Source organism: Streptomyces sp. NPDC031274, assembly GCF_055570235.1.
Genome location: NZ_JBVIHP010000002.1, coordinates 48,675 through 69,016, shown reverse-complemented (window position 1 = coordinate 69,016; position 20,342 = coordinate 48,675). Strand labels below are relative to the sequence as shown.

Annotated in this window: 14 protein-coding genes; 2 read left to right on the top strand and 12 right to left on the bottom strand. The window is 69.5% G+C overall.

The features are described 5' to 3' along the window. Positions 1 to 37: 37 nt before the first annotated feature. The 5 genes from ACZ5CR_RS03275 to ACZ5CR_RS03255 all read right to left on the bottom strand — a co-directional run bounded on the left by ACZ5CR_RS03275 (position 38) and on the right by ACZ5CR_RS03255 (position 8,318). Entirely contained in the window at positions 38 to 1,681 is a 1,644-nt protein-coding gene (locus ACZ5CR_RS03275; RefSeq protein WP_468853100.1) for an ABC-F family ATP-binding cassette domain-containing protein, read from the bottom strand. A 257-nt stretch (positions 1,682 to 1,938) separates the two neighbouring features. Beyond that, positions 1,939 to 2,970 (bottom strand): oxidoreductase, encoded by a 1,032-nt coding sequence (locus ACZ5CR_RS03270; protein WP_468853099.1) that lies wholly within the window; start codon positions 2,968 to 2,970, stop codon positions 1,939 to 1,941. A 290-nt stretch (positions 2,971 to 3,260) separates the two neighbouring features. Beyond that, a complete protein-coding gene (locus ACZ5CR_RS03265) occupies positions 3,261 to 4,925 on the bottom strand; it encodes a BCCT family transporter (protein WP_468853098.1) in 1,665 nt (554 codons plus the stop codon). Positions 4,926 to 5,061: 136 nt separating this feature from the next. Next, positions 5,062 to 6,360 (bottom strand): M14 family metallopeptidase, encoded by a 1,299-nt coding sequence (locus ACZ5CR_RS03260; RefSeq protein ID WP_468853096.1) that lies wholly within the window; start codon positions 6,358 to 6,360, stop codon positions 5,062 to 5,064. Then, complete coding sequence (locus tag ACZ5CR_RS03255) at positions 6,357 to 8,318, bottom strand: Xaa-Pro dipeptidyl-peptidase (RefSeq protein WP_468853094.1); 1,962 nt, start codon at positions 8,316 to 8,318, stop codon at positions 6,357 to 6,359. Before ACZ5CR_RS03255 ends, ACZ5CR_RS03260 begins: the two co-directional genes overlap by 4 nt. Positions 8,319 to 8,525: 207 nt before the next feature. Between ACZ5CR_RS03255 and ACZ5CR_RS03250 the strand changes: the two genes are divergently transcribed. Beyond that, positions 8,526 to 10,022 carry a M1 family metallopeptidase gene (locus ACZ5CR_RS03250; protein ID WP_468853092.1) on the top strand — a complete coding sequence of 499 codons (1,497 nt, stop codon included), beginning with the start codon at positions 8,526 to 8,528 and terminating at the stop codon, positions 10,020 to 10,022. Between the two features lie 68 nt (positions 10,023 to 10,090). Here the strand turns inward: ACZ5CR_RS03250 and ACZ5CR_RS03245 are convergent, their stop codons facing one another. The 5 genes from ACZ5CR_RS03245 to ACZ5CR_RS03225 all read right to left on the bottom strand — a co-directional run bounded on the left by ACZ5CR_RS03245 (position 10,091) and on the right by ACZ5CR_RS03225 (position 15,710). Continuing rightward, positions 10,091 to 10,975: an alpha/beta fold hydrolase gene (locus ACZ5CR_RS03245; protein WP_468853091.1), complete on the bottom strand. Its 885-nt coding sequence runs from the start codon at positions 10,973 to 10,975 to the stop codon at positions 10,091 to 10,093. An 87-nt stretch (positions 10,976 to 11,062) separates the two neighbouring features. Continuing rightward, on the bottom strand, positions 11,063 to 11,542 hold the full coding sequence (locus ACZ5CR_RS03240; protein WP_468853090.1) for a F0F1 ATP synthase subunit B family protein: 480 nt from the start codon (positions 11,540 to 11,542) through the stop codon (positions 11,063 to 11,065). 109 nt (positions 11,543 to 11,651) lie between these two features. Further along, positions 11,652 to 12,131 carry a macro domain-containing protein gene (locus ACZ5CR_RS03235; RefSeq protein WP_468853088.1) on the bottom strand — a complete coding sequence of 160 codons (480 nt, stop codon included), beginning with the start codon at positions 12,129 to 12,131 and terminating at the stop codon, positions 11,652 to 11,654. An 82-nt stretch (positions 12,132 to 12,213) separates the two neighbouring features. Further along, positions 12,214 to 13,671 (bottom strand): amino acid permease, encoded by a 1,458-nt coding sequence (locus tag ACZ5CR_RS03230; RefSeq protein WP_468853086.1) that lies wholly within the window; start codon positions 13,669 to 13,671, stop codon positions 12,214 to 12,216. A gap of 227 nt (positions 13,672 to 13,898) precedes the next feature. Further along, positions 13,899 to 15,710, bottom strand: coding sequence for an AMP-dependent synthetase/ligase (locus ACZ5CR_RS03225; RefSeq protein ID WP_468853084.1), 1,812 nt, complete (start codon positions 15,708 to 15,710; stop codon positions 13,899 to 13,901). A 194-nt stretch (positions 15,711 to 15,904) separates the two neighbouring features. Here ACZ5CR_RS03225 and ACZ5CR_RS03220 point away from each other — a divergent pair, with 194 nt between their 5' ends. Further along, a complete protein-coding gene (locus ACZ5CR_RS03220) occupies positions 15,905 to 16,639 on the top strand; it encodes a MerR family transcriptional regulator (RefSeq protein WP_468853856.1) in 735 nt (244 codons plus the stop codon). A gap of 34 nt (positions 16,640 to 16,673) precedes the next feature. On the opposite strand, the gene ACZ5CR_RS03215 is transcribed toward ACZ5CR_RS03220, so the two are convergent. Both ACZ5CR_RS03215 and ACZ5CR_RS03210 read right to left on the bottom strand, forming a co-directional pair. Continuing rightward, on the bottom strand, positions 16,674 to 18,845 hold the full coding sequence (locus tag ACZ5CR_RS03215) for a 3-hydroxyacyl-CoA dehydrogenase NAD-binding domain-containing protein (protein WP_468853081.1): 2,172 nt from the start codon (positions 18,843 to 18,845) through the stop codon (positions 16,674 to 16,676). Positions 18,846 to 19,107: 262 nt separating this feature from the next. Beyond that, on the bottom strand, positions 19,108 to 20,328 hold the full coding sequence (locus ACZ5CR_RS03210) for an acetyl-CoA C-acetyltransferase (protein WP_468853080.1): 1,221 nt from the start codon (positions 20,326 to 20,328) through the stop codon (positions 19,108 to 19,110). Between the last annotated feature and the right edge of the window lie 14 nt (positions 20,329 to 20,342).

Below are 20,342 nucleotides of genomic sequence, written 5' to 3'. Positions count from 1 at the left end.
CCCCTTGCCGCGCTGATCCGGGGAGAGTCGGCGGAGGTCAGGGTGACAGCTCGGTCACCTTGCCCTCCGTCACCTCCAGACGGCGCGTGACCCGTACGGCGTCCAGCATTCTGCGGTCGTGCGTCACCAGGAGCAGTGTGCCCTCGTACGCGTCGAGGGCCGACTCCAGCTGCTCGATCGCGGGCAGATCGAGGTGGTTCGTGGGCTCGTCGAGCACCAGGAGGTTGACGCCCCTGCCCTGGAGCAGCGCGAGGCCCGCGCGGGTGCGTTCCCCCGGGGAGAGCGTGGCGGCCGGGCGCAGGACGTGTGCCGCCTTCAGGCCGAACTTGGCGAGCAGCGTGCGCACTTCGGCGGGTTCGGTGTCGGGTACGGCCGCGCAGAACGCGTCAAGGAGCGACTCCGGGCCGTGGAACAGCGCGCGGGCCTGGTCCACCTCGCCGACGAGCACCCCTGAGCCGAGGGCCGCGTGGCCCGCGTCGGTGGGGATGCGGGTCAGCAGGGTCCCGAGCAGGGTCGACTTGCCCGAGCCGTTCGCGCCGGTGATCGCCACCCGGTCCGCCCAGTCGATCTGCAGCGACACGGGCCCGAGCGTGAAGTCGCCGCGGTGCACCTCGGCGTCGCGGAGGGTGGCGACGACGCTGCCGGAGCGCGGCGCCGACGCGATCTCCATGTGCAGCTCCCACTCCTTGCGGGGCTCCTCGACGGCGTCGAGCCGCTCGATCATGCGCTGCGTCTGGCGCGCCTTGGCCGCCTGCTTCTCGCTGGCCTCGCTGCGGAAGTTCCGGCCGATCTTGTCGTTGTCGCCCGCCTTGCGGCGGGCGTTCTTGACGCCCTTGTCCATCCAGCCCCGCTGCATCTGGGCGCGGCCCTCGAGGGCGGACTTCTTGTCGGCGTACTCGTCGAACTCGTCGCGTGCGTGGCGGCGCGCGACGTCCCGCTCCTCCAGATACGCCTCGTAGCCGCCGCCGTAGAGGTTGATCTGCTGCTGGGCGAGGTCGAGTTCGAGGACCTTGGTGACGGTGCGGGTGAGGAACTCGCGGTCGTGGCTGACGACGACCGTGCCCGCGCGCAGTCCGCGCACGAAGCTCTCCAGGCGTTCGAGGCCCGCCAGGTCGAGGTCGTTGGTCGGCTCGTCAAGGAGGAACACGTCGTAGCGGGAGAGGAGGAGGGACGCCAGGCCCGCGCGGGCGGCCTGGCCGCCGGAGAGGGAGGTCATGGGCTGGTCGAGGCTGATGTCGAGGCCCAGCGACGCCGCGACCTCCTCGGACCGCTCGTCCAGGTCGGCGCCGCCGAGCGCCAGCCAGCGCTCCAGGCTCAGCGCGTACGCGTCGTCCGCGCCCGGGGTGCCGTCGACCAGGCCCTGGGTGGCCTCGTCCATGGTCCGCTGGGCCTCTTCGACGCCGGTGCGGCGGGCCAGGAAGCCGCGGACGGACTCGCCGGGGCGGCGCTCGGGCTCCTGGGGGAGGTGGCCAACGGACGCGCCGGGCGGGGAGAGGCGCAGCTCGCCGGTCTCCGGGGTGTCAAGGCCCGCGAGGAGGCGGAGCAGGGTCGACTTGCCGGCGCCGTTGGCGCCGACCAGGCCGATGACGTCGCCGGGGGCGACGACAAGCTCCAGGGCGGAGAAGAGGGAGCGGTCGCCGTGGCCGGCGGCGAGATTCTTGGCGACGAGGGTTGCGGTCATCAGGGGGTCGAGTTTAGGCGAGGTCCGGGGCGGCTCGTCCGGCAGCATGGCCCGGGTCCGGCGTCCGCGGGCGGCACAGGCTTGCGCACTGGCGGCGGCCTCGGGCGGCACGGGCTTGCGCACTGGCGGCGGCCCCGGGCGGCACGGACTTGCGCACTGGCGGCGATCGCGGGCGGCACGGGCTTGCGCACCGGCGGCGGCCCCGGGAAGCACGGGCCACCTCACTGGCGGCGGCCCCCGACACAGCACGGGCTTGGCTACCGCACTATCGGCGCCACCAGAACACTGCCCGTCGTCCGTGCGACCACGAACGACTCCCCCTTCGTCGCCTTCGCGTCCAGCGTGATGCGGTGCTCCCCCGGCTCGAGGACGCCGTCGAACACCTCGTGGATCTGGGTGCGCCAGAGCCGGTCGAGACGGTAGGCGATGATCTTTACCCGGCAGGTCGACGTGGTCTCGACGTCCGCCGTGCCGTCCACCGCTGCCAGCCGCGTCAGGCGACGCTGCTCCGACGGGCTCTGGTCCAGGGCATGTTCTATCTGCGCGACCAGCAGCGGAACGATCGGGGCCAGGCCGTCGACGTACGCGACCTGGATCCCCGCCGTGTCGAACGCCGCGCGCACTCCGTCGCGTGTGTCCGCCGGGACGGCCTGCCCGAAAGCGACGGCCCCGTACGTCCGCAGCTCGTCCGGCGGCACGCCCGCCGCGTCCGCCGCGATATCGGCGCCGACACCGATCGTGCGCAGCGCCGCCGCGAGCTTGGCCAGGACGGCGACGCGGGCGCCGATCAGGAGCACCCTGCGACGCGCCGCGGGTTCGCCTTGTGCCAGCAGTTGGAGCAGCGCCTCGCGGTATTCGGCGCCGTCGAAGCGGAAGGGCCCTATGCCGTGGTAGCCGTTGAGTTCGAGGTCGGCTCGCTCGGCCGTCTGCCAGGCGAAGTCCCGCCATACGTAGGCGTCGGTGCCGTCCGGTGCCCGCTCGATGACCGCCGTGACCGCCCCGCACTCCAGGCCTTCGCACTCGGGACATCCGTAGATGACGTGCCGGTCGTCGATCAGGGGTGCTTCCGTCTCCAGGAGGAGTCCGCGTACATGGTGGGTGAAGATCGCGGGTGGTACGTCGGAGGCGAGTGGGGAGACGGCGTCGAGGTCGGAGAGCTGGAACAGCAGCGGGCGCCCGTTCACGATGAAGTCGACGAAATCCCGGTGGACTTGGTAGTCACCGTTGGCGTGAACTCCACCGGCGCGCATGGCCGGCGCCAGACCGAAAGTCGCGTATTCGGCAGACATGGTGTGAGTATCCCCATCTGCGCGGTGATGTGAGCACGGCATGCCTCATTCCGCTGTGTTCTCGTCGAACCGGGGGCACCGGCCGGTGAGTGGTCGCTCCAACCACCTGTCCCGAAAGCGGAGTTGACGACACCGGCGGCAAAGAAGGGCGTACGCGTGGTCGATGGCGTACAGGACGAGACGCGGCTGGACGCCGGGGCACACGCAGGAGGCGGCACGCTTCGCGAACGAAGCGGCCGCCTCCTGAAAGTGGAGCGAAGTGGAGCAGAGTAGAGCAGAGTGGAGCGAGGTCAGACCTTCGTGGCCCCGCTGTCCTCCTCGTCCCCGTTCTCGCTCGGGCCGATGCGGATCTCGAAGTCACCGTCGTACTGCTCGTGGCCCGCGATCACGGCCTTCTCGACGGCCTCCGTGCCGTGCTCGCCCCGGACGATCAGCGGGTCGTGGCGCAGGTCCCGCATCAGCGCCACACACATCCCGATCATCACGATCACGAACGGCGCGGCGACGAGAATCGTCAGATTCTGCAGGCCCGTCAGGGCGTTACCCGATCCGTCACCGATGAGCAGCATGATCGCCGCCACGGCCCCGGTCACGACGCCCCAGAACACGACCACGAGTTTGCCGGGTTCGAGCGCTCCCTTCTGGGAGAGCGTGCCCATCACGATCGACGCGGCGTCGGCACCCGAGACGAAGAAGATACCCACGAGGATCATCACGAGCAGGCTCGTCCCCGTGGCGATCGGATACTCGTGCAGCAGGCCGAAGAGCTGGCCCTCGGGGGTCGAGGCGTCAGCGAGACCACCGCCCTCCTTCGCCTTCATCGCCGTTCCGCCGAAGACGGCGAACCAGATGAGGCTGACGGTGCTGGGCACCAGGATGACGCCGCCCACGAACTGACGGATCGTACGGCCCCGGCTGATCCTGGCGATGAACATGCCCACGAAGGGCGTCCAGGAGATCCACCAGGCCCAGTAGAAGACCGTCCAGCTGCCCAGCCAGTCCGACACGCCCTTGCCGCTCGACGCCTCGGTGCGCCCGATCAGCTGGGGCAGATCGCCGAGGTAGGCGCCGATCGAGGTCGGCACCAGGTCGAGGACGATGACGGTCGGGCCCGCGATGAAGACGAACACGACGAGCAGCAGCGCGAGCACCATATTGATGTTCGAGAGCCACTGCACGCCCTTCTCCACACCGGAGATGGCGGAGGCCACGAAGGCCACCGTCAGGACGGCGATGATGGAGACGAGCAGACCCGTGCTCGCGTTGTCCATCCAGTCGAGGACCTCGAATCCGCTGCCGATCTGCAGGGCACCGAGGCCGAGCGACGCGGCGGAGCCGAACAGCGTCGCGAAGATGGCGATGATGTCGATGACCCTGCCCCAGGCGCCGTTCGCGCGCTTCTCGCCGATGAGCGGCGTGAAAACGGCGCTGATGGTCTGCCTGCGCTTGCGCCGGAAGGTGCTGTACGCGATGGCGAGACCCACGACCGCGTAGATCGCCCATGGGTGGAGCGTCCAGTGGAAGAGGGTGGTGGACATCGCCGTTTCCATCTTCGCCGCGGAGTCGGCGGGATCGGTGCCCGGCGGGGGCGTGGTGAAGTGGGCGAGCGGTTCGCTCACGCCGTAGAACATCAGGCCGATGCCCATACCGGCGCTGAACATCATGGCGACCCAGGAGACGGTGCGGAACTCCGGCTCCTCGCCCTCCTCACCGAGGGTGATCTTCCCGTACCGGCTGACGGCGAGCCAGAGCGCGAAGACCACGAATCCGCTGGCCGCCAGCATGAAGGCCCAGCCACCGTTGTGGATCAGGCCGTTGAGCATCTTCGTCGAGGCGCTCTCGAGCGAGTCCGTGGCGACGGCGCCCCAGACCACGAAGGCCAGGGTGAGCACGGCGGTCACACCGAAGACGATGCGGTCGGTCTGGGGATGGCTGCCGCCGTGAGCGGCGTGCATGAGGTGCCCGTCCCCTCCCCCGCCGTCGTCCGCTTTATGTTGGTCTTGCGTCACAAGTGCACCTCTCACGGTCTCTCATTCGTACGGTCTCTGTGCTCCGCTACCCAGTACCACATGTGACGCACCTATCAACTACTCAACAGCGGGTGTCGGGTGAACCCGCGACGAGGTGGTACGTCGCACGCTCGTCGAGAAGCAGCGGCACGAGAGCGCGTGCGGACTGCCGCATCGGTACGTAGGCGCCCGCGCCGTCCCGCCTGACCTTGACTCCGTGCAGCGCGAGTTCGTCCTTGACGTCGCCGTACTGGGCGGCGTCGAGCCGGTAGCCGCAGGGCGGGTCCTGGATCACTTCGGCCGGTTCGGCGGGGTCGTTGTCCGCGCCGCCGACATAGATGGGCCCACGGTCGCGGAAGCCTTCGAGGCGGGACGCACCGGTTGCCGCCTCCAACTGACCGCGCCGCTCGTCGGTGTAGGCGAACAGGCCTCCAAGAGCGGAGAGTTGGGATTTCACGCGGCGCCGGTTGTTCAGCGCCTCGTCCTTCTTCTCGGCGTCGCTGAGGGGATCGACACGGCTCTCGATGAGCAGTCCCGCCGCGTGCTTGATGCCGGAGACGTTGCGCAGGATGCGCTCCTGACCGTCGCCCGCGGTCTGCTTGATCGGGTCACCGGTCACGGGATCGGTCCAGATCCCGTACGTCCCCGTCGTGTGGCCCGCTCTGTTGGCGGCGGGCCTGACGTACGCCTCGGAGAGGGTCTGCGCCTCCTTGTGCACCGCCTCGTCGGTGTTGAGGTTGCGCGGCCACAGGTCGAACAGGTCTTTGTCGTAGTACTTCGGGGTCGCTCCGTACTCGTGCAGGTCGTAGATGGAGTCGGGCTGCCGGTCACGGATGACGGCGGCCATGGCGCGGGCCTCCGCGGTCTTCAGGGAGATGTGGTCGCGGTTGATGTCGACGCCGTCGGAGTTGCCGCGGGTGTCGGCGGCGCGGCCGTCCGGGTTGGCGGTGGGAACGACGAGGAGCGTGGTGCGGGAGAGGAACTTCCGGGTCTTCTCGTCCTTCGCGTACGCCAGGTCGCGGATGGTCGACAGACACGCGTCACGGCCCGACGGCTCGTCGCCGTGCTGGCTGCAGATCAGCAACACCGTGTTCTTCGTGGGGCGTTCGCCGATGCGGACCAGTTGGACGGGCCGGTTCTGCTTGGTGGTGCCGATGCGGGAGACGGAGACCCGGTCGGTCGCCTTGTCGATGGCCGCGAGGAACTTCTGCTCCTCGGGCTGGCTGGTCCAGCGAGCGCCGTCGGTCTCCTCGAATCCGGTGCGCGGCGGGGTCGACGTGGCCTGCGCGGGCACGGTCAGGAGCGGAGCGGCGAGCGCGGCCGTGGCGCAGGCGAGCGCCAGGGTGCGGACGCGGGGTGTGAGGCCGGTGCGGGGTCTCATGAAGTGCTGCCTCCGGGGACGGGGCGGATCGGACGCGGCGGGGCCACGCCGTCGAGACGGGACTCGCGGGGGGTGACGGTCTTGGTGGTGCGGAACGCGTCGGCGCCGCCGACCAGCGGGACCTTCGCCGACGTACGGGACAGGTCGATGGCGAGCGTCGGGGTGTCGACGGGGGGATCGATGAGGTCCTTGTCCGTGCCCGCGACGATCAGGGCGAGCCGGTGCCCCTTCGGTACGACGTGGTCGCTCGCGGCCAGGTCGAGGGTGATGGTGTGCGGCTTGCCCGGCGTGAGGGGGCGGCCCTTGTGGTCGTCGGCCCAGTTGCCCAGGTCGGCCCAGCCGCGGCTGAAGACCGTGTAGTCGACGTCGGCGGTCTTCGCCGCGGTCTCCTTGTAGCAGGAGCTGTCGCCGTCGGTGCTCGGGCCCCAGCAGGTGCGTTCGGGGAGCGTGCTGATGCCCTCGCCGGCGCCCGCGTAGTCGCGGATGGTGGCGGGGCCGAGGTCGACGAGGACGGCGGAGAGGTGGGCGGTGCGGGTGGTCGGGGTCACGGTGACGGTCACCTCGGATGAGCCCGACAGACGCAGGTCGCTGCCCAGGGGCTTGCTGATGAACCCGGCCTTGGACGGCGTCGAGGTGTCGATCTGCGCGGCCCAGTCGGTCTCGCTCAGCTTCGGGTCGTCGGTGAAGGTCTCGCTGCCGGTGCCGGGGCGCGTGGTGAGGGTGCCGACGCCGGGTGAAGTCCCCTTGCCGGGGCGGAGCTTCACGGTGTCCGTGGCGCGCGGGGGCCAGACGCGGTCGGTGGTCCACTGTCCGGGGGAGCGCTCGATGTCGGCCATCGGCTCGCGGTCGATGCCGTTGTCGTAGCCGAGGAGCTCGTGGTCGAACCAGCGGTGCAGGGTGCGCACCCAGTCGCTCCGGCGGAAGTCGAAGGGGTCGACGTGACCGGTCTGGCTGAGCCACACCTTGCGGTCGACGCCCGCGTCGGCGAGGGCGTCCCACCACTGGCCGAGGTGCTTCGTGCGGACGTTCAGGTCCTGCATGCCGTGCACGGCGAAGACGCTGGCCTTCACCTTGTCCGCGTCCGGGGTGTAGTCGCGCTCGCTCCACAGCCGGGTCCAGTCGCCGGTGCGGGGCGCTTCGTCGACAAGTCGTTTCTGTACGGCGCCGCAGCGGGTGCGCGCCTCCGGGCTCTCCACGTAGTCCGAGAGCCACTCGGGGCCGCTGTCGTAGAGCGGGGCGCCCTTGGCGAAGTAGTAGTCGTACCAGGAGGAGATCGCACCGATCGGCACGATGGTCTTGAGACCTCGCACTCCAGTGGCGGCCACGCCCTGCGCGATCGTGCCGTCGTAGCTCTTGCCGATCATTCCGGTCGCGCCGGTCGTCCAGGACGCCTTGGCGCTCTTGCCACCGGTGCGGGTGGTGTAGCCGTGGGCCCGGCCGTTCAGCCAGTCGACGACGGCCTTGGCGGACTGGATGTCGGAGCGGCCCCCGACGTCCACACAGCCGTCGGAGCGGTTCGTCCCTGCGAGGTCGACGGCGACGAATCCATAGCCGCGGGGCACGAAGTAGTTGTCGTAGTAGAGCGGGAACTGGACAGGGTTGCCGTCCGCGTCGTACGTCTTCTTCTGGCTCTCGTTGCCGCGCCCGCAGCAGGAGTAGTACGGGCTGGCATCCATGATCACGGGGATCTTCCGCCCCCGCTGTGCGGGTTCGCGGGGCCGGACGATGTCGACGGCGACGCGGTCGGACTTCCCGTCGCCGTCGCCGTCGATCTTCGTGTCGACCCAGACGGATTCGCGGATCGCACTCTCGTACGAGTAGACGGGCTTGCTCTCGCGTGGGGCGTTCGGCGCCCCTTGGGCGGCTCCCGGGGCCACAAGCGTGGCCAACAGGGCGGCAAGGGCCGCCGTGAGCAGTGATCTCCAGATGAAGCGCGTGCGGCGCGCACGTATCGGCATGGCGCGGAAGGTACACGGGTCAACTCCCGCGCGACAGAGGGCGATACGCGGCGACGACAGGCTCATGGGGCGTTTTGGCACATGTCGGCCGAATGGCGATCGTGTGACAGGAGCGACCATGGACATGACGCGTGGCCACCGGGCTCAATAGGGTCGGATTCATTGTCGGACTCATCTACCGATGTGCCCCTACGACTTGGAGCTCTTGTGCACCGCAGACTCATCGCCCCGGGCGCGCTCGCGGCCTCTCTGCTGCTGGCGATCCCGGCATCGGCCGCCGACTTCTCCCCCGGGGCGCCGGGTATCGGCGATCCCTATTACCCGGCGAGCGGCAACGGCGGCTACGACGTGTCGCACTACGACCTGCGCCTGAAGTACCAGCCGAAGACCGACCTGCTCGAGGGCACGGCGACCCTCAACGCCACCACGACGCAGGATCTCTCCCGCTTCAACCTCGATCTCGGCCTGAAGGTCAGCGAGGTGCGCGTCAACGGCAAGAAGGCGGCCTTCAAGAAGTCCGGCGAGCAGGAGCTGGAGATCACTCCGGCGGCCGGCCTGCCCAAGGGCACGCCGATCACCGTCGTCGTGCGGTACGCGGGCAAGCCGTCCGAGGTGAAGATCAACGGCTTCACGGCGTGGGCACGGACGCCGGACGGCGGCGTGGCCGCGCAGGAGCCCGACTCGGCCGCCTGGTGGTTCCCGTCCAACGACCACCCGCTCGACAAGGCGACGTACGACGTCTCGGTCTCCGTGCCGGACGGCTCGCAGGCCATCTCCAACGGCGTACTGCAGTCGCAGAGTTCGAAGCTCGGCTGGACGCGCTTCAACTGGCGCTCGAACAAGCCGCAGGCCAGCTATCTGACGACGCTCGCCGTCGGCAAGTTCGACATCACGACGGACAAGACCGCGGACGGTCTGCCCGTCCTGAACGCCTACAGCAAGGACCTCGGCGACAACGCGGGGGCCGCGCGGGCGAGCATCGAGCGGTCGGCCGAGGTCACGGAGTGGCTGGAGACGGTCTTCGGCAAGTACCCGTTCAACGCCCTGGGCGGTTACGTCCCGAACGTGACGAGCGGCTTCGCCCTGGAGACGCAGACGCGGCCGTTCTACAGCCCGAAGCAGTTCGCCAACGGGGCGAACGTGTCCGTCGTGGTGCATGAGCTGGCCCACCAGTGGTACGGCGACAGCGTGTCGGTCGACGGCTGGAAGGACATCTGGGTCAACGAGGGCTTCGCGCGCTACAGCCAGTGGCTGTGGTCGGAGAAGGAGGGCGAGGGTACGGCGCAGGAACTGGCGGACTACGTGTACGCCCAGCACCCCGCCGACGACCCGTTCTGGAAGGTCAAGCCGGGCGACCCGGGCCCGGAGAACCAGTTCGACATCGCCGTGTACGACCGTGGGGCGCTGGCCCTGCAGGCGCTGCGCAACGAGGTCGGTGAAAAGTCCTTCTCCGCGATTCTCAAGGGGTGGCCCAAGGAGCACGCGTACGGGAACGCGAAGGTCAGTGACTTCGTGAAGTACGCGGAGAAGGTCTCCAAGAAGCCTCTCGCTTCGCTCTTCGACGCGTGGCTCTTCCAGCCTTCGCGGCCGGACGCGCCTGCCGCGAAGGGGGCGGGGATCGCCCGGTCCGCCGCTGCGGGGTCGGCTGCCAAGCCGAAGTCGTGGAAGTCGATCGCCGCGACGAACGGTGTGCACGATCACTGACGACTGACAGTGGGCCGCCGCCTCGCGGCGGATCTCTCCCGCCCGCCCACGTTCGGGGTGGGCGGGAGCTACCTCGTGGGCCCGTATGACTCGAGGATGATGTCCGCGACCGCCTCCGGCTCCCGCAGGGTCGGGAAGTGGTCGCTGTCCCGCAGCCGCACGAGCCGGCAGCCCGGGATGCGTGCCGCCATCTCCTCGTTGCAGCGGACCACCTCGGGGTCGTCGTGCTCCCCCAGGGCGAGCACACACGGCACGGTGAGCTCGCCGAGCCGGTCGAAGGCGGGCGGGTCGGGCACGTGGTGGGGTTGAACGGCGAACCAGGCCGGGATCACCGCCCTGATGAGCGCCTCCGCCTCGGAGTCGTCCCCGGTGCCCGCGGCGGCCGACGTGCGCTTCACCAGGGCCACGATGCCGTCCATGTCGCCCGCCTGCCCGAGCCTGACCACCTCGGCCGTGAACTCCGCCATGAGGAAGTCCGGGTTGCCGGTGATGCCGGGGACCAGCAGGGTGAGCCCCGCCACCCGGGCCGGGTCGCCGAGCGCGAGGCCGATGGCCGTGGTGCCGCCCATGCTGGATCCCGCGATGAACGCCCGGGGGACGTGGAAGTGGTCGAGGACCGCGATCAGGTCCTCGACGAGCGAGAACGACGCGGTGGGGGCGGGCGATCTGCCGTACCCCCGCGCGTCGTAGCGGATGACCCGGCGCTCCCGCGTGAGACGCGGCAGGATCCCGTCCCAGACGCGGGAGTCCGCGACTCCGGGGTGCAGCAGGACCAGCGGCAGGGCGTCAGCGCCGGAACCTACCGGCCCTGCCGAGCCTCCCGGTCGTCCCGAGCCTCCCAGTCCTCCCGGTCCTGCCGGTCCTGCCGGTCCTGCCGGTCCTGCCGAGCTTCCCGGTCCTCCCGAGTCCTCCGCCCAGACCTCGCCGTCTTTGACCGGCACCATGAGTTCCATGGTGCGAGCGTGACGTGACAACGGCCTGGGCGCCAGACCACCGGGCCGGACGGCGGGAGGTTGGCGACAGGCCCAGGCGACAGACCCCTAGCGGCCGGAACCCGACGCGGCCCCGAGGGGCTCCCCCACGATCCTGCTCGCCAGCGCCGAAGCCAACTCCGACACCTGGAGCCGCAGTTCGATCTCCGCCGACGTGCGCTCGGCCTCGATCCTGTCCTTGCCGACCGCAAGGACCTCGTCGCGTTCGCGCACGCCGTCCTCACGGGCGGCGGCGATCAGGGCGGCGCCTTCCTCCCTGGCCCGCTGGCGCACCTGCGCGGCCTCGCGGCGGGCCTCGGCCAGCGTCGCCTCGTGCTCGGCGCGTATCCGCTCGGCCTCGCGCCGCAGTTCCGCCCCCGGTCCGCCGGTCACCCCTTCGAGGAGCGTGGCGCGCTCCTCGAGTACGCGGTTGAGGCGGAGGATCATGCGCCTGACGAGGAAGTAGAGGGGACCGAACAGCACGGCTCCGACTACGAGATGCTCGACATCCGGGTTGATCGGCCCTAACGGCATGGGAATGAGCTGCATGCAGCCGATCTACCCGCTCATCCGTGCACAACAACGCACGCCTGTAGGGCAGTTGCGTGATTCCCGCCACACGAGGCCAGAGAGGCGGGCGGCCGTACGAGCGGGCGGCTCAGTCTCCGAAGTCGTACACCGTCACCGCGATCCCCCGCTCCACCAGGCGCCGGGCTATCAGCGGCTCGACGCGGGACCACTTGCCGCCCGCGAGCCCGCAGCCGATGCGCGGCATGTGCACGGAGGCGTCGAGTTCGGCCGCCTTGTCGGCGAGCGCGGCCAGGGCGGTGTCGATCGCCTCGTACCGCACGGGGACGCCCTTGCTGCCGGTGCGCGTGCCGTGCTGGCCGATCATGTTGGCCACCCATGTGTGGCGAGAGACCTCGACGAACTGGACCGCACCGAGGCCGAAGTCGTTCTTGGCGCGCTCGCGGTGCCACCGGCGGTACGCGGCCTCCGGCTCGGGCCAGCGGCGCGACACGGCGACGACGAAGCCCTTGCCCCAGCCCCCGAGGTCGTTGCAGACATGGGCGATCAGCTTGACGCCCTTGCCACATGGCGCGGTGGCGTCACCTCGGACATAAGTGATCTCCGACATGACGCCACCGTAGGCGCTGCCACTGACAGTGGCCATTGACCTGCCGCTTCAGGCCGCTGCTTCAGGCCGCTGTTCCAGGCCCTTACTTCGTGAGGGCCGTCGTCTCGCGGTCCACCCTGCGGCGGATGCCGTACCAGCCGGCGACGAGCGCCGCTCCGATGAGCGGGATGAGGTAGAGCGTCTTGCGCCCGATCTCGGGGTCCTTCCACATCAGGACGAGCACGGAGAGCAGGAAGAGGATCGTGACGATCTCCGTGACCGGGCTGCCGGGGAGCCGGAAGCCGGGCCGGGTGATCACACCCTCCTTGGCGCGGCGGACGAACGCCAGGTGACAGACCATGATGATCACCCAGGTACTGATGATGCCCAGGGACGCCACGTTCAGGACGATCTCGAAGGCCTGGCTCGGCATGAGGAAATTCAGGCCGACACCGAGCACGCACACCGCGGAGGTGAGCAGGATGCCGCCGTAGGGGACCTGGCTCCTGTTCATCTTCGCGGTGAACTTCGGCGCCGAACCCGCCATCGCCATCGAGCGCAGGATGCGGCCCGTGGAGTACAGACCCGAGTTCAGCGACGACATCGCCGCCGTGAGGACGACGAGGTTCATCACGTCACCGGCCGCGGGAACGCCGATCTTGGAGAGGACCGTCACGAACGGGCTCTGGTCGGCCGAGTACACCGATCCGGGCAAGAGCAGCGCGAGCAGGACGACGGAGCCGACGTAGAAGAGACCCACGCGCCACATGATCGAGTTCACCGCGCGCGGGACGACCTTCTGCGGCTCGGCGGTCTCGCCCGCCGCGACGCCGACCAGTTCGAGCGAGGCGTACGCGAAGACGACGCCCTGCATGACGATCACGACCGGCATCAGACCGTGCGGCAGGAAGCCGCCGTTGTCGGTGATCACGCTGATGCCGGGCGTCTCGCCGCCGACCTTGTGCTGGGTGACGAGGAGGAATATGCCGATCAGCATGAAGGCGATCAGGGCCGCGACCTTGACGATCGCGAACCAGAACTCCATCTCGCCGAAGTACTTCACCGAGATCAGGTTGATCGCGAGGACGACGGCGAGGGCGATCAGCGCGAGCGCCCACTGGGGGATGTCGGTGAAGAGGCTCCAGTAGTGCGTGTAGAGCGCGATCGCGGTGATGTCGGCGATGCCGGTGGTCGACCAGTTGAGGAAGTACATCCAACCGGCGACGTAGGCGCCCTTCTCGCCGAGGAACTCACGCGCGTAACTGACGAACGAACCCGACGACGGCCGGTAGATGACCATCTCGCCGAGGGCGCGTACGACGAAGAAGGCGAAGATGCCGCACACGAGGTACGCGACGGCGAGCGCGGGGCCCGCGGAGTGCAGGCGTCCGCCCGCACCGAGAAAGAGTCCAGTTCCGATCGCGCCACCGATCGCGATCATGTTGACGTGACGGGCCTTGAGGTCCTTGCTGTAACCGGCGTCGCCCGCGTCCGCGGGGGCCTGGGACGCATCTGTGCGGGATGCGTCCGCAGCGGCCGTGTCTACGGCTTCCTTGCTCACGTGGGGGGTCTACTCTCTGGTGCCCGGAAAACTCCGGTGTCCGGATGTACTCCGGTCCACGACACCCCTGACGTGCGTGGACCGACGCGACACCTTCCCCCAGAGATCGCCGGGCATGCGGTGGCGCACGTCACATAGCGGCACTTCTCACATGGTGGGCGGGGGGTGTACACACGATGATCACAAGGTGTAGAGCCGATGGATCACGGGGTGCGTCACCGAGTGCGTCACGGGGTGTACAGCCCGTTGATGGCGTCCCCGTACTTCTCCCGGATGACCCTGCGGCGCAGCTTCAGGGACGGTGTCAGCTCCCCGGTCTCGGGGCCCCACTCCTCCCCCAGGAGCCGGTAGCGCTTGATCTGCTCGGTGCGGTTGAGGCGTGCGTTGGCCGCGTCGACGGACCGCGCGATCTCCTCCCGCACGGCCTCGCTCGCCATCAGGTCACCGGTGATCCCCCGGGCGGCGGCCCACACAGGGGCCATCTCCGTGTCCAGGACGAGCAGCGCCACCAGGTAGGAGCGGCCGTCGCCGTGGACGAGGGCCTGCCCTATGAGGGGGTGCTCCTTGAGGGTGTTCTCGACGAGTACGGGCGAGACGTTCTTGCCCGTCGACGTCACGATCAGTTCCTTCTTGCGGTCGGTGAGCCAGAGGTAGCCGTCCTCGTCGATCCGCCCGACGTCGCCGGTGGCGAACCAGCCGTCCGCGTCGCAGGCCGACTCGACGGAGCCGTCGGGCAGGAGATAGCCGTCGAAGACCGTCGCGCCGCGCACCAGGATCTCGCCGTCGTCGGTGGTGCGGACCTCAAGGCCGTCCAGGGGCCTGCCCACCGAGCCGAGCCGGAAGGCGCCCGGGGTGTTGATGGTGACGACCCCGGTCGTCTCCGTCAGACCCCACGCGTCCATGATCACGATGCCGAAGCCCGACCAGAAGCGCACGACGTCCAGCGGCATCGACGCCGCCGCGCTCGCGGTCCACACCAGTCGGTCGAATCCGGCCAGGGAGAGCAGCGGGTCGAGGGTCTTCTCCTTGGCCTCGCGATACGCCCGCTCCAGGTCGGCCGGCGGGTCCTCGCCGCGCTCGACGTACTCCACGCGCGCGCGTGTCGTCTCGTTCGCGGCTTCGATGGCCTCCCGCTGCTGCTCCGGAAGTCCGGCGAGCACGGCCCGTACGGACGCGGCGAGCTTCTCCCACACGCGCGGGACCCCGAAGAACTGCGCGGGCCGCAGCTCGCGCGCGGTCGCGGCGACGGCGCTCGGATCCGCGCACAGGTGCACGTGCGAGGCGCGGAACACCGGCAGGTAGATGCCGAGCATGCGCTCCGCGACGTGGGCGAAGGGGAGGTAGCTGATGTGGTCCACGAAGTCGGGGAGCTCGACGACGGCGTCCAGGGCGACGCCGTTGAGGACGACGTTGCGGTGGGTGATGCGCACGCCCTTGGGGTCGCCGGTGGTGCCCGACGTGTAGACGACGGTGAGCGGATCGTCGGACCGGGACTCGCGCCAGGCCTTCTCGAAGGCGTCCGGGGCGAAGAGGCGGCTGCCTGTGGCGTGCAGGGAGCCGTACGTGCGGTGTGGGCCCGCATCGGCCGCGTCGACGACCACCAGGCGCTCCAACGGGGCTTCCTCGTCCGTCAGGAGGGGTTCCCAGCGGGCGAGTTCGCGGGCGCCCTCGACGATCGCGAAGCGGGCGCGGCTGTGTCTGGCGATGTGCGCGATCTGCTCGGGGGCCGATGTGCCGTACACGGTGACGGGGACGGCACCGAGGTGCACGAGGGCGAGATCGCTCAGCCAGTGTTCGGGGCGGTTGCCCATCATCATGAGGACGTGTTCGCCGCGCCGCACACCGAGCGCCGTGAACCCGGCTGCCAGAACGGAAACCTTGCGGCGTGCTTCGTGCCAGGTCAGTGTCGTCCACTCCCCTTCGGGGGTGGTGCGCCAGGAGAGTGCGGGGCGGTCGCCGTGGTCCTCGGCGTTGCGCAGCAGCAGGGCGGGGAGCGTGATGTCGGCGGGTTCCCCGGGGAGTCGCAGGATCGTGGTCATGACCGCCTCCTGGCGTCATCGACGAAGCAAGTGACTGGCCGGGACGCTTTCACAACAGTGGTGAGACAGCAATACTGTTGCACCTGATCGGTGCACACCATCGGTGCACGACCGTTGGTCCACATCCATCGGTGTACGACCGTTGGTGCGCGACCACCGGTACACGACTGGGGAGGCGATGCGCTGCCATGACGATGACGAGGACGTCGGACACCGACGAGCCGACGCTCACGGTCGACGAACTGGCCGCGCGCGCGGGCGTCACCGTCCGCACCATCCGCTTCTACAGCACCAAGGGCCTGCTTCCGCCGCCCGTGATCGGCCCGCGCCGGGTCGGTCACTACGGAGAGGAGCATCTGTCCCGGCTCGGTCTCATCGAGGAGTTGCAGCACCAGGGCATGACGCTGGCCGCGATCGAGCGGTATCTGGAACAGCTGCCGGACGATCTGAGCGCCCACGATCTCGCCATCCACCGCGCGGTGGTGGCCTCCTGGGCCCCCGACTCGGCCGAGGACACCGACCGCGCGGAGCTGGAGCGCAGGGCGGGCCGCCCGCTCACCGACGCGGACCTGGATCGGCTCTCGGCGATGGGCGTCGTCACACCGACGGAGTTCCCGGGGGCGTATCGCGTCGATCCGGGGCTGCTGCGCCTGGGCGTGGAACTGCTCGACGTACCCATCGCGCACGAGACGATCCTGGCGGCGCGCACGGTCCTGATGGAGCACACCCGCTCGGCGGCCGTCGAGCTGTCCCGCCTCTTCCGTGACGAGGTGTGGGGCCCTTACCGCGAGCGGGAGTCGGACCCGGAGCACGTGGCGGCGATGCGGTCCCTGTCGGCCCATATGCAGCCGATGGTGGTGCAGGCCCTGGTGACGGCGTTCCAGCGCTCCCTCAAGGAGGAGCTGCGGGAGTGGCTCAAGGACAGCTGAGCCACTCCCGTGCCGGTCGTGCTGGTCGTGCCGGTCAGTTGTCGCTGAACTTCTCGCCGTTCTGCGCCTTCTCGACAAGCAGCGCGGGCGGCGTGAACCGCTCGCCGTAGCGGTCGGCCAGCTCACGCGCGCGTGCTACGAAGCCGGGCAGGCCGCCTTCGTAGCCGTTGATGTACTGGAGCACCCCACCGGTCCAGCCGGGGAAGCCGATGCCGAAGATGGAGCCGATGTTGGCGTCCGCGACGGACGTCAGGACGCCCTCCTCCACCAGGCGCACGGTGTCGAGCGCCTCGGAGAAGAGCATGCGCTCCTGCATGTCCTCGAACGGGATCTGGGTTCCCGGCTTGGTGAAGTGCTCGCGCAGGCCCGGCCAGAGACCGGCGCGCTTGCCGTCCACGTACTCGTAGAAGCCCGCTCCCCCGCTCCTGCCGGGACGCTCGAACTCGTCGACCATGCGGTCGATGACGGAGTCCGACGGATGCCCGGCCCAGGTGCCGCCGGCCTCCTCGACAGCGCGCTTCGTCTCGTTGCGGATCTTGCGCGGCAGGGTGAGGGTCAGCTCGTCCATCAGGGAGAGGACCTTCGCCGGGTAGCCCGCCTGGGCCGCCGCCTGCTCGATGGACGCGGGCTCGATGCCCTCGCCGACCATCGCGACGCCTTCGTTGATGAAGTGCCCGATGACGCGCGAGGTGAAGAAGCCGCGCGAGTCGTTGACGACGATCGGCGTCTTGTTGATCTGGCGTACGAGGTCGAAGGCGCGGGCGAGAGCCTCGTCCCCGGTCCGCTCGCCCTTGATGATCTCGACGAGCGGCATCTTGTCGACGGGCGAGAAGAAGTGCAGGCCGATGAAGTCGACGGGCCGCGTGACGCCCTCGGCGAGCTGGGTGATCGGCAGCGTCGAGGTGTTGGAGCAGAGCAGCGCGTCCGGCTCGATGACGTCCTGGATCTCCTGGAACACCTTGTGCTTGAGAGTGGTGTCCTCGAAGACGGCCTCGATCACGGCGTCGCAGCCCGCGAGGTCCTGCGGGTCGGCGGTCGGCGTGATGCGGGCGAGCAGCGCGTCGGCCTTCTCCTGGGTCGTACGCCCTCGCTGCACCGCCTTGGCGCACAGCTTCTCGGAGTAGGCCTTGCCCTTGGCCGCGGCTTCGGCGGAGACGTCCTTGAGGACGACCTCGATGCCCGCGCGGGCGCACGAGTAGGCGATGCCCGCGCCCATCATTCCGGCGCCCAGGACGGCGGCCTTGCGGACCTTGCGTGTCTCGATGCCCTTGGGCCGGTTGGCACCGGAGTTGACGGCCTGGAGGTCGAAGAAGAACGCCTGGATCATGTTCTTCGCGGTCTGGCCCGTGACCAGCTCGGTGAAGTACCGGGCCTCGATGGTCAGCGCGGTCTCGAAGTCGACCTGGGAGCCCTCGACGGCGGCCGCGAGGATGTTGCGCGGGGCCGGGTAGGGGGCGCCGTTCGTCTGCTTCTTGAGGTTGGCGGGGAAGGCGGGCAGGTTCGCCGCGAACTTCGGGTTGGCGGGGGTGCCGCCGGGGATGCGGTAGCCCGGCTTGTCCCAGGGCTGCTGCGACTCGGGGTTGGCGTCGATGAAGGCGTGGGCCTTCTCGATCATCTCTTCGCGGGTGGCCGCCACTTCGTGGACGAGGCCGTTCTCCAGGGCGCGCTTCGGGGAGTACTGGGTGCCCTGGAGAAGCACCTTGAGGAGCGCGTCGGCGATACCCATGAGGCGCACGGTGCGGGTCACGCCGCCGCCCGCCGGGAGCAGGCCCAGGGTGACCTCGGGCAGGCCGATCTTGGACCCCGGTGCGTCGAGCGCGACGCGGTGGTGGCTGGCCAGGGCGATCTCGTAACCGCCGCCCAGGGCCGCGCCGTTGATGGCGGCGACGACCGGCTTGCCCAGGGTCTCGATGCGGCGCAGGGAGGACTTGATGGCGACGCCCGCCTGGAACGCGTCCTGCGCGTTCTCGGGCCCTGCCCGCATCATGTCCTTCAGGTCACCGCCCGCGAAGAAGGTCTTCTTGGCGGAGGTGTAGATGATGCCGCGGATGGAGTCCTTCTCGGCCTCCGCGCGTTCGGCGATCGCCGCGATGGAGTCCTTGAACCCCTGGTTCATGGTGTTCGCGGACTGGTTGGGGTCGTCCAGGACGAGGGTGAGGATGCCGGTGGCGTCCATTTCCCAGCGGATGGTCGTGCTTTCGGTCATGTCCGTGTCTCCGTGAAGTCTGTTGCGGGCCCTTGGCGGGGGCGGGGGCAGGGGCGGGATCTGGGGAGGATGGCTGCGCTTCGTCGCCGACCGCGGGTCCTAGTGGGTTGCTCGCGCAGTTCTCCGCGCCCCTGAAGGCATGCGCTGCGCGCAGCCTTCCCCGATGAGATGCCGCACGAAGTGCGCATCTCAGGGGCGCGGGGGACTGCGCGACCAGCCCCCACCGGCGGTCAGTCGGCGACAAGGCGCAGCCCCACGGCGCTTAGCCGGAAACCCGTTCCACGATCGTGGCGATCCCCATGCCACCGCCGACGCAGAGGGTGGCGAGGCCGTACCGCTTGTCCTGACGCTCCAGCTCGTCCACGAGCGTCCCCAGGATCATCGCCCCGGTCGCGCCCAGGGGATGGCCCAACGCGATCGCGCCGCCGTTGACGTTGACCTTGTCCAGGGACAGGCCCATGTCCTTGACGAAGCGCAGGACGACCGCCGCGAACGCTTCGTTGATCTCGACGAGGTCGATGTCATCGATGGTCAGACCCGCCTTGGCGAGTGCCTTGCGGGCAGCCGGGGCGGGCCCGGTGAGCATGATGGTCGGCTCGGAGCCCGAGACGGCCGCGGAGACGATGCGGGCGCGCGGGGTGAGGCCGTAGCGCTCGCCGACCTCCTTGGTGCCGATGGCCACAAGGGCGGCACCGTCCACGATGCCGGAGGAGTTGCCCGCGTGGTGGACGTGGTCGATCTTCTCGATCCAGTGGTACTTCTGCAGCGCGACGGCGTCGAACCCGCCGAGGTCGCCGATGTCCTTGAAGGAGGGCTTCAGCTTGCCGAGCGAGTCGGCGGTGGTGCCGGGGCGCATGTACTCGTCGTGGTCCAGGACGACCAGGCCGCTTCGGTCCTTCACCGGCACGACGGACTTCTCGAAGCGGTTGTCCTTCCAGGCCGCCGCCGCGCGCTCCTGGGACAGGGCCGCGTACTCGTCGACGTCACGCCGGGAGTAGCCCTCCACCGTGGCGATCAGGTCGGCGCCGATGCCCTGCGGCACGAAGCCCGTCTCGTAGTTGGTCATCGGGTCGGCGAACCAGGCGCCGCCGTCCGAGGCCATCGGAACACGGGACATCGACTCGACGCCGCCCGCGAGGACGAGGTCCTCCCAGCCCGAACGCACCTTCATCGCGGCCATGTTGACGGCTTCAAGACCGGAGGCGCAGAAGCGGTTCTCCTGGACGCCGGCGACCGTGTCCGGCAGTCCGGCGGCGATGGCCGCGATCCGCGCGATGTCCGAGCCCTGGTCGCCGACGGGACCGACGACGCCGAGGACGATGTCGTCGACGGCCGCCGGGTCCAGGTCGGGGAATCGCGCCCGGATCTCGTGGATCAGGCCGACGACGAGGTCGATCGGCTTGGTGCCGTGCAGGGCGCCATTGGCCTTGCCGCGTCCGCGCGGGGTGCGGATCGCGTCGTATACGTACGCTTCGGTGGTCAAGACAGCAGCCTTTC

What these genes read in the sequence shown, in the direction of transcription:
- ACZ5CR_RS03255 (WP_468853094.1), bottom strand. Translation starts at nt 8,318, where the DNA reads ATGCCGATACGTGCGCGCCGCACGCGCTTCATCTGGAGATCACTGCTC.
- ACZ5CR_RS03260 (WP_468853096.1), bottom strand. Translation starts at nt 6,360, where the DNA reads ATGAGACCCCGCACCGGCCTCACACCCCGCGTCCGCACCCTGGCGCTC.
- ACZ5CR_RS03225 (WP_468853084.1), bottom strand. Translation starts at nt 15,710, where the DNA reads ATGACCACGATCCTGCGACTCCCCGGGGAACCCGCCGACATCACGCTC.
- ACZ5CR_RS03235 (WP_468853088.1), bottom strand. Translation starts at nt 12,131, where the DNA reads ATGTCGGAGATCACTTATGTCCGAGGTGACGCCACCGCGCCATGTGGC.
- ACZ5CR_RS03265 (WP_468853098.1), bottom strand. Translation starts at nt 4,925, where the DNA reads ATGCACGCCGCTCACGGCGGCAGCCATCCCCAGACCGACCGCATCGTC.
- ACZ5CR_RS03275 (WP_468853100.1), bottom strand. Translation starts at nt 1,681, where the DNA reads ATGACCGCAACCCTCGTCGCCAAGAATCTCGCCGCCGGCCACGGCGAC.
- ACZ5CR_RS03220 (WP_468853856.1), top strand. Translation starts at nt 15,905, where the DNA reads ATGACGAGGACGTCGGACACCGACGAGCCGACGCTCACGGTCGACGAA.
- ACZ5CR_RS03215 (WP_468853081.1), bottom strand. Translation starts at nt 18,845, where the DNA reads ATGACCGAAAGCACGACCATCCGCTGGGAAATGGACGCCACCGGCATC.
- ACZ5CR_RS03245 (WP_468853091.1), bottom strand. Translation starts at nt 10,975, where the DNA reads ATGGAACTCATGGTGCCGGTCAAAGACGGCGAGGTCTGGGCGGAGGAC.
- ACZ5CR_RS03270 (WP_468853099.1), bottom strand. Translation starts at nt 2,970, where the DNA reads ATGTCTGCCGAATACGCGACTTTCGGTCTGGCGCCGGCCATGCGCGCC.
- ACZ5CR_RS03240 (WP_468853090.1), bottom strand. Translation starts at nt 11,542, where the DNA reads ATGCAGCTCATTCCCATGCCGTTAGGGCCGATCAACCCGGATGTCGAG.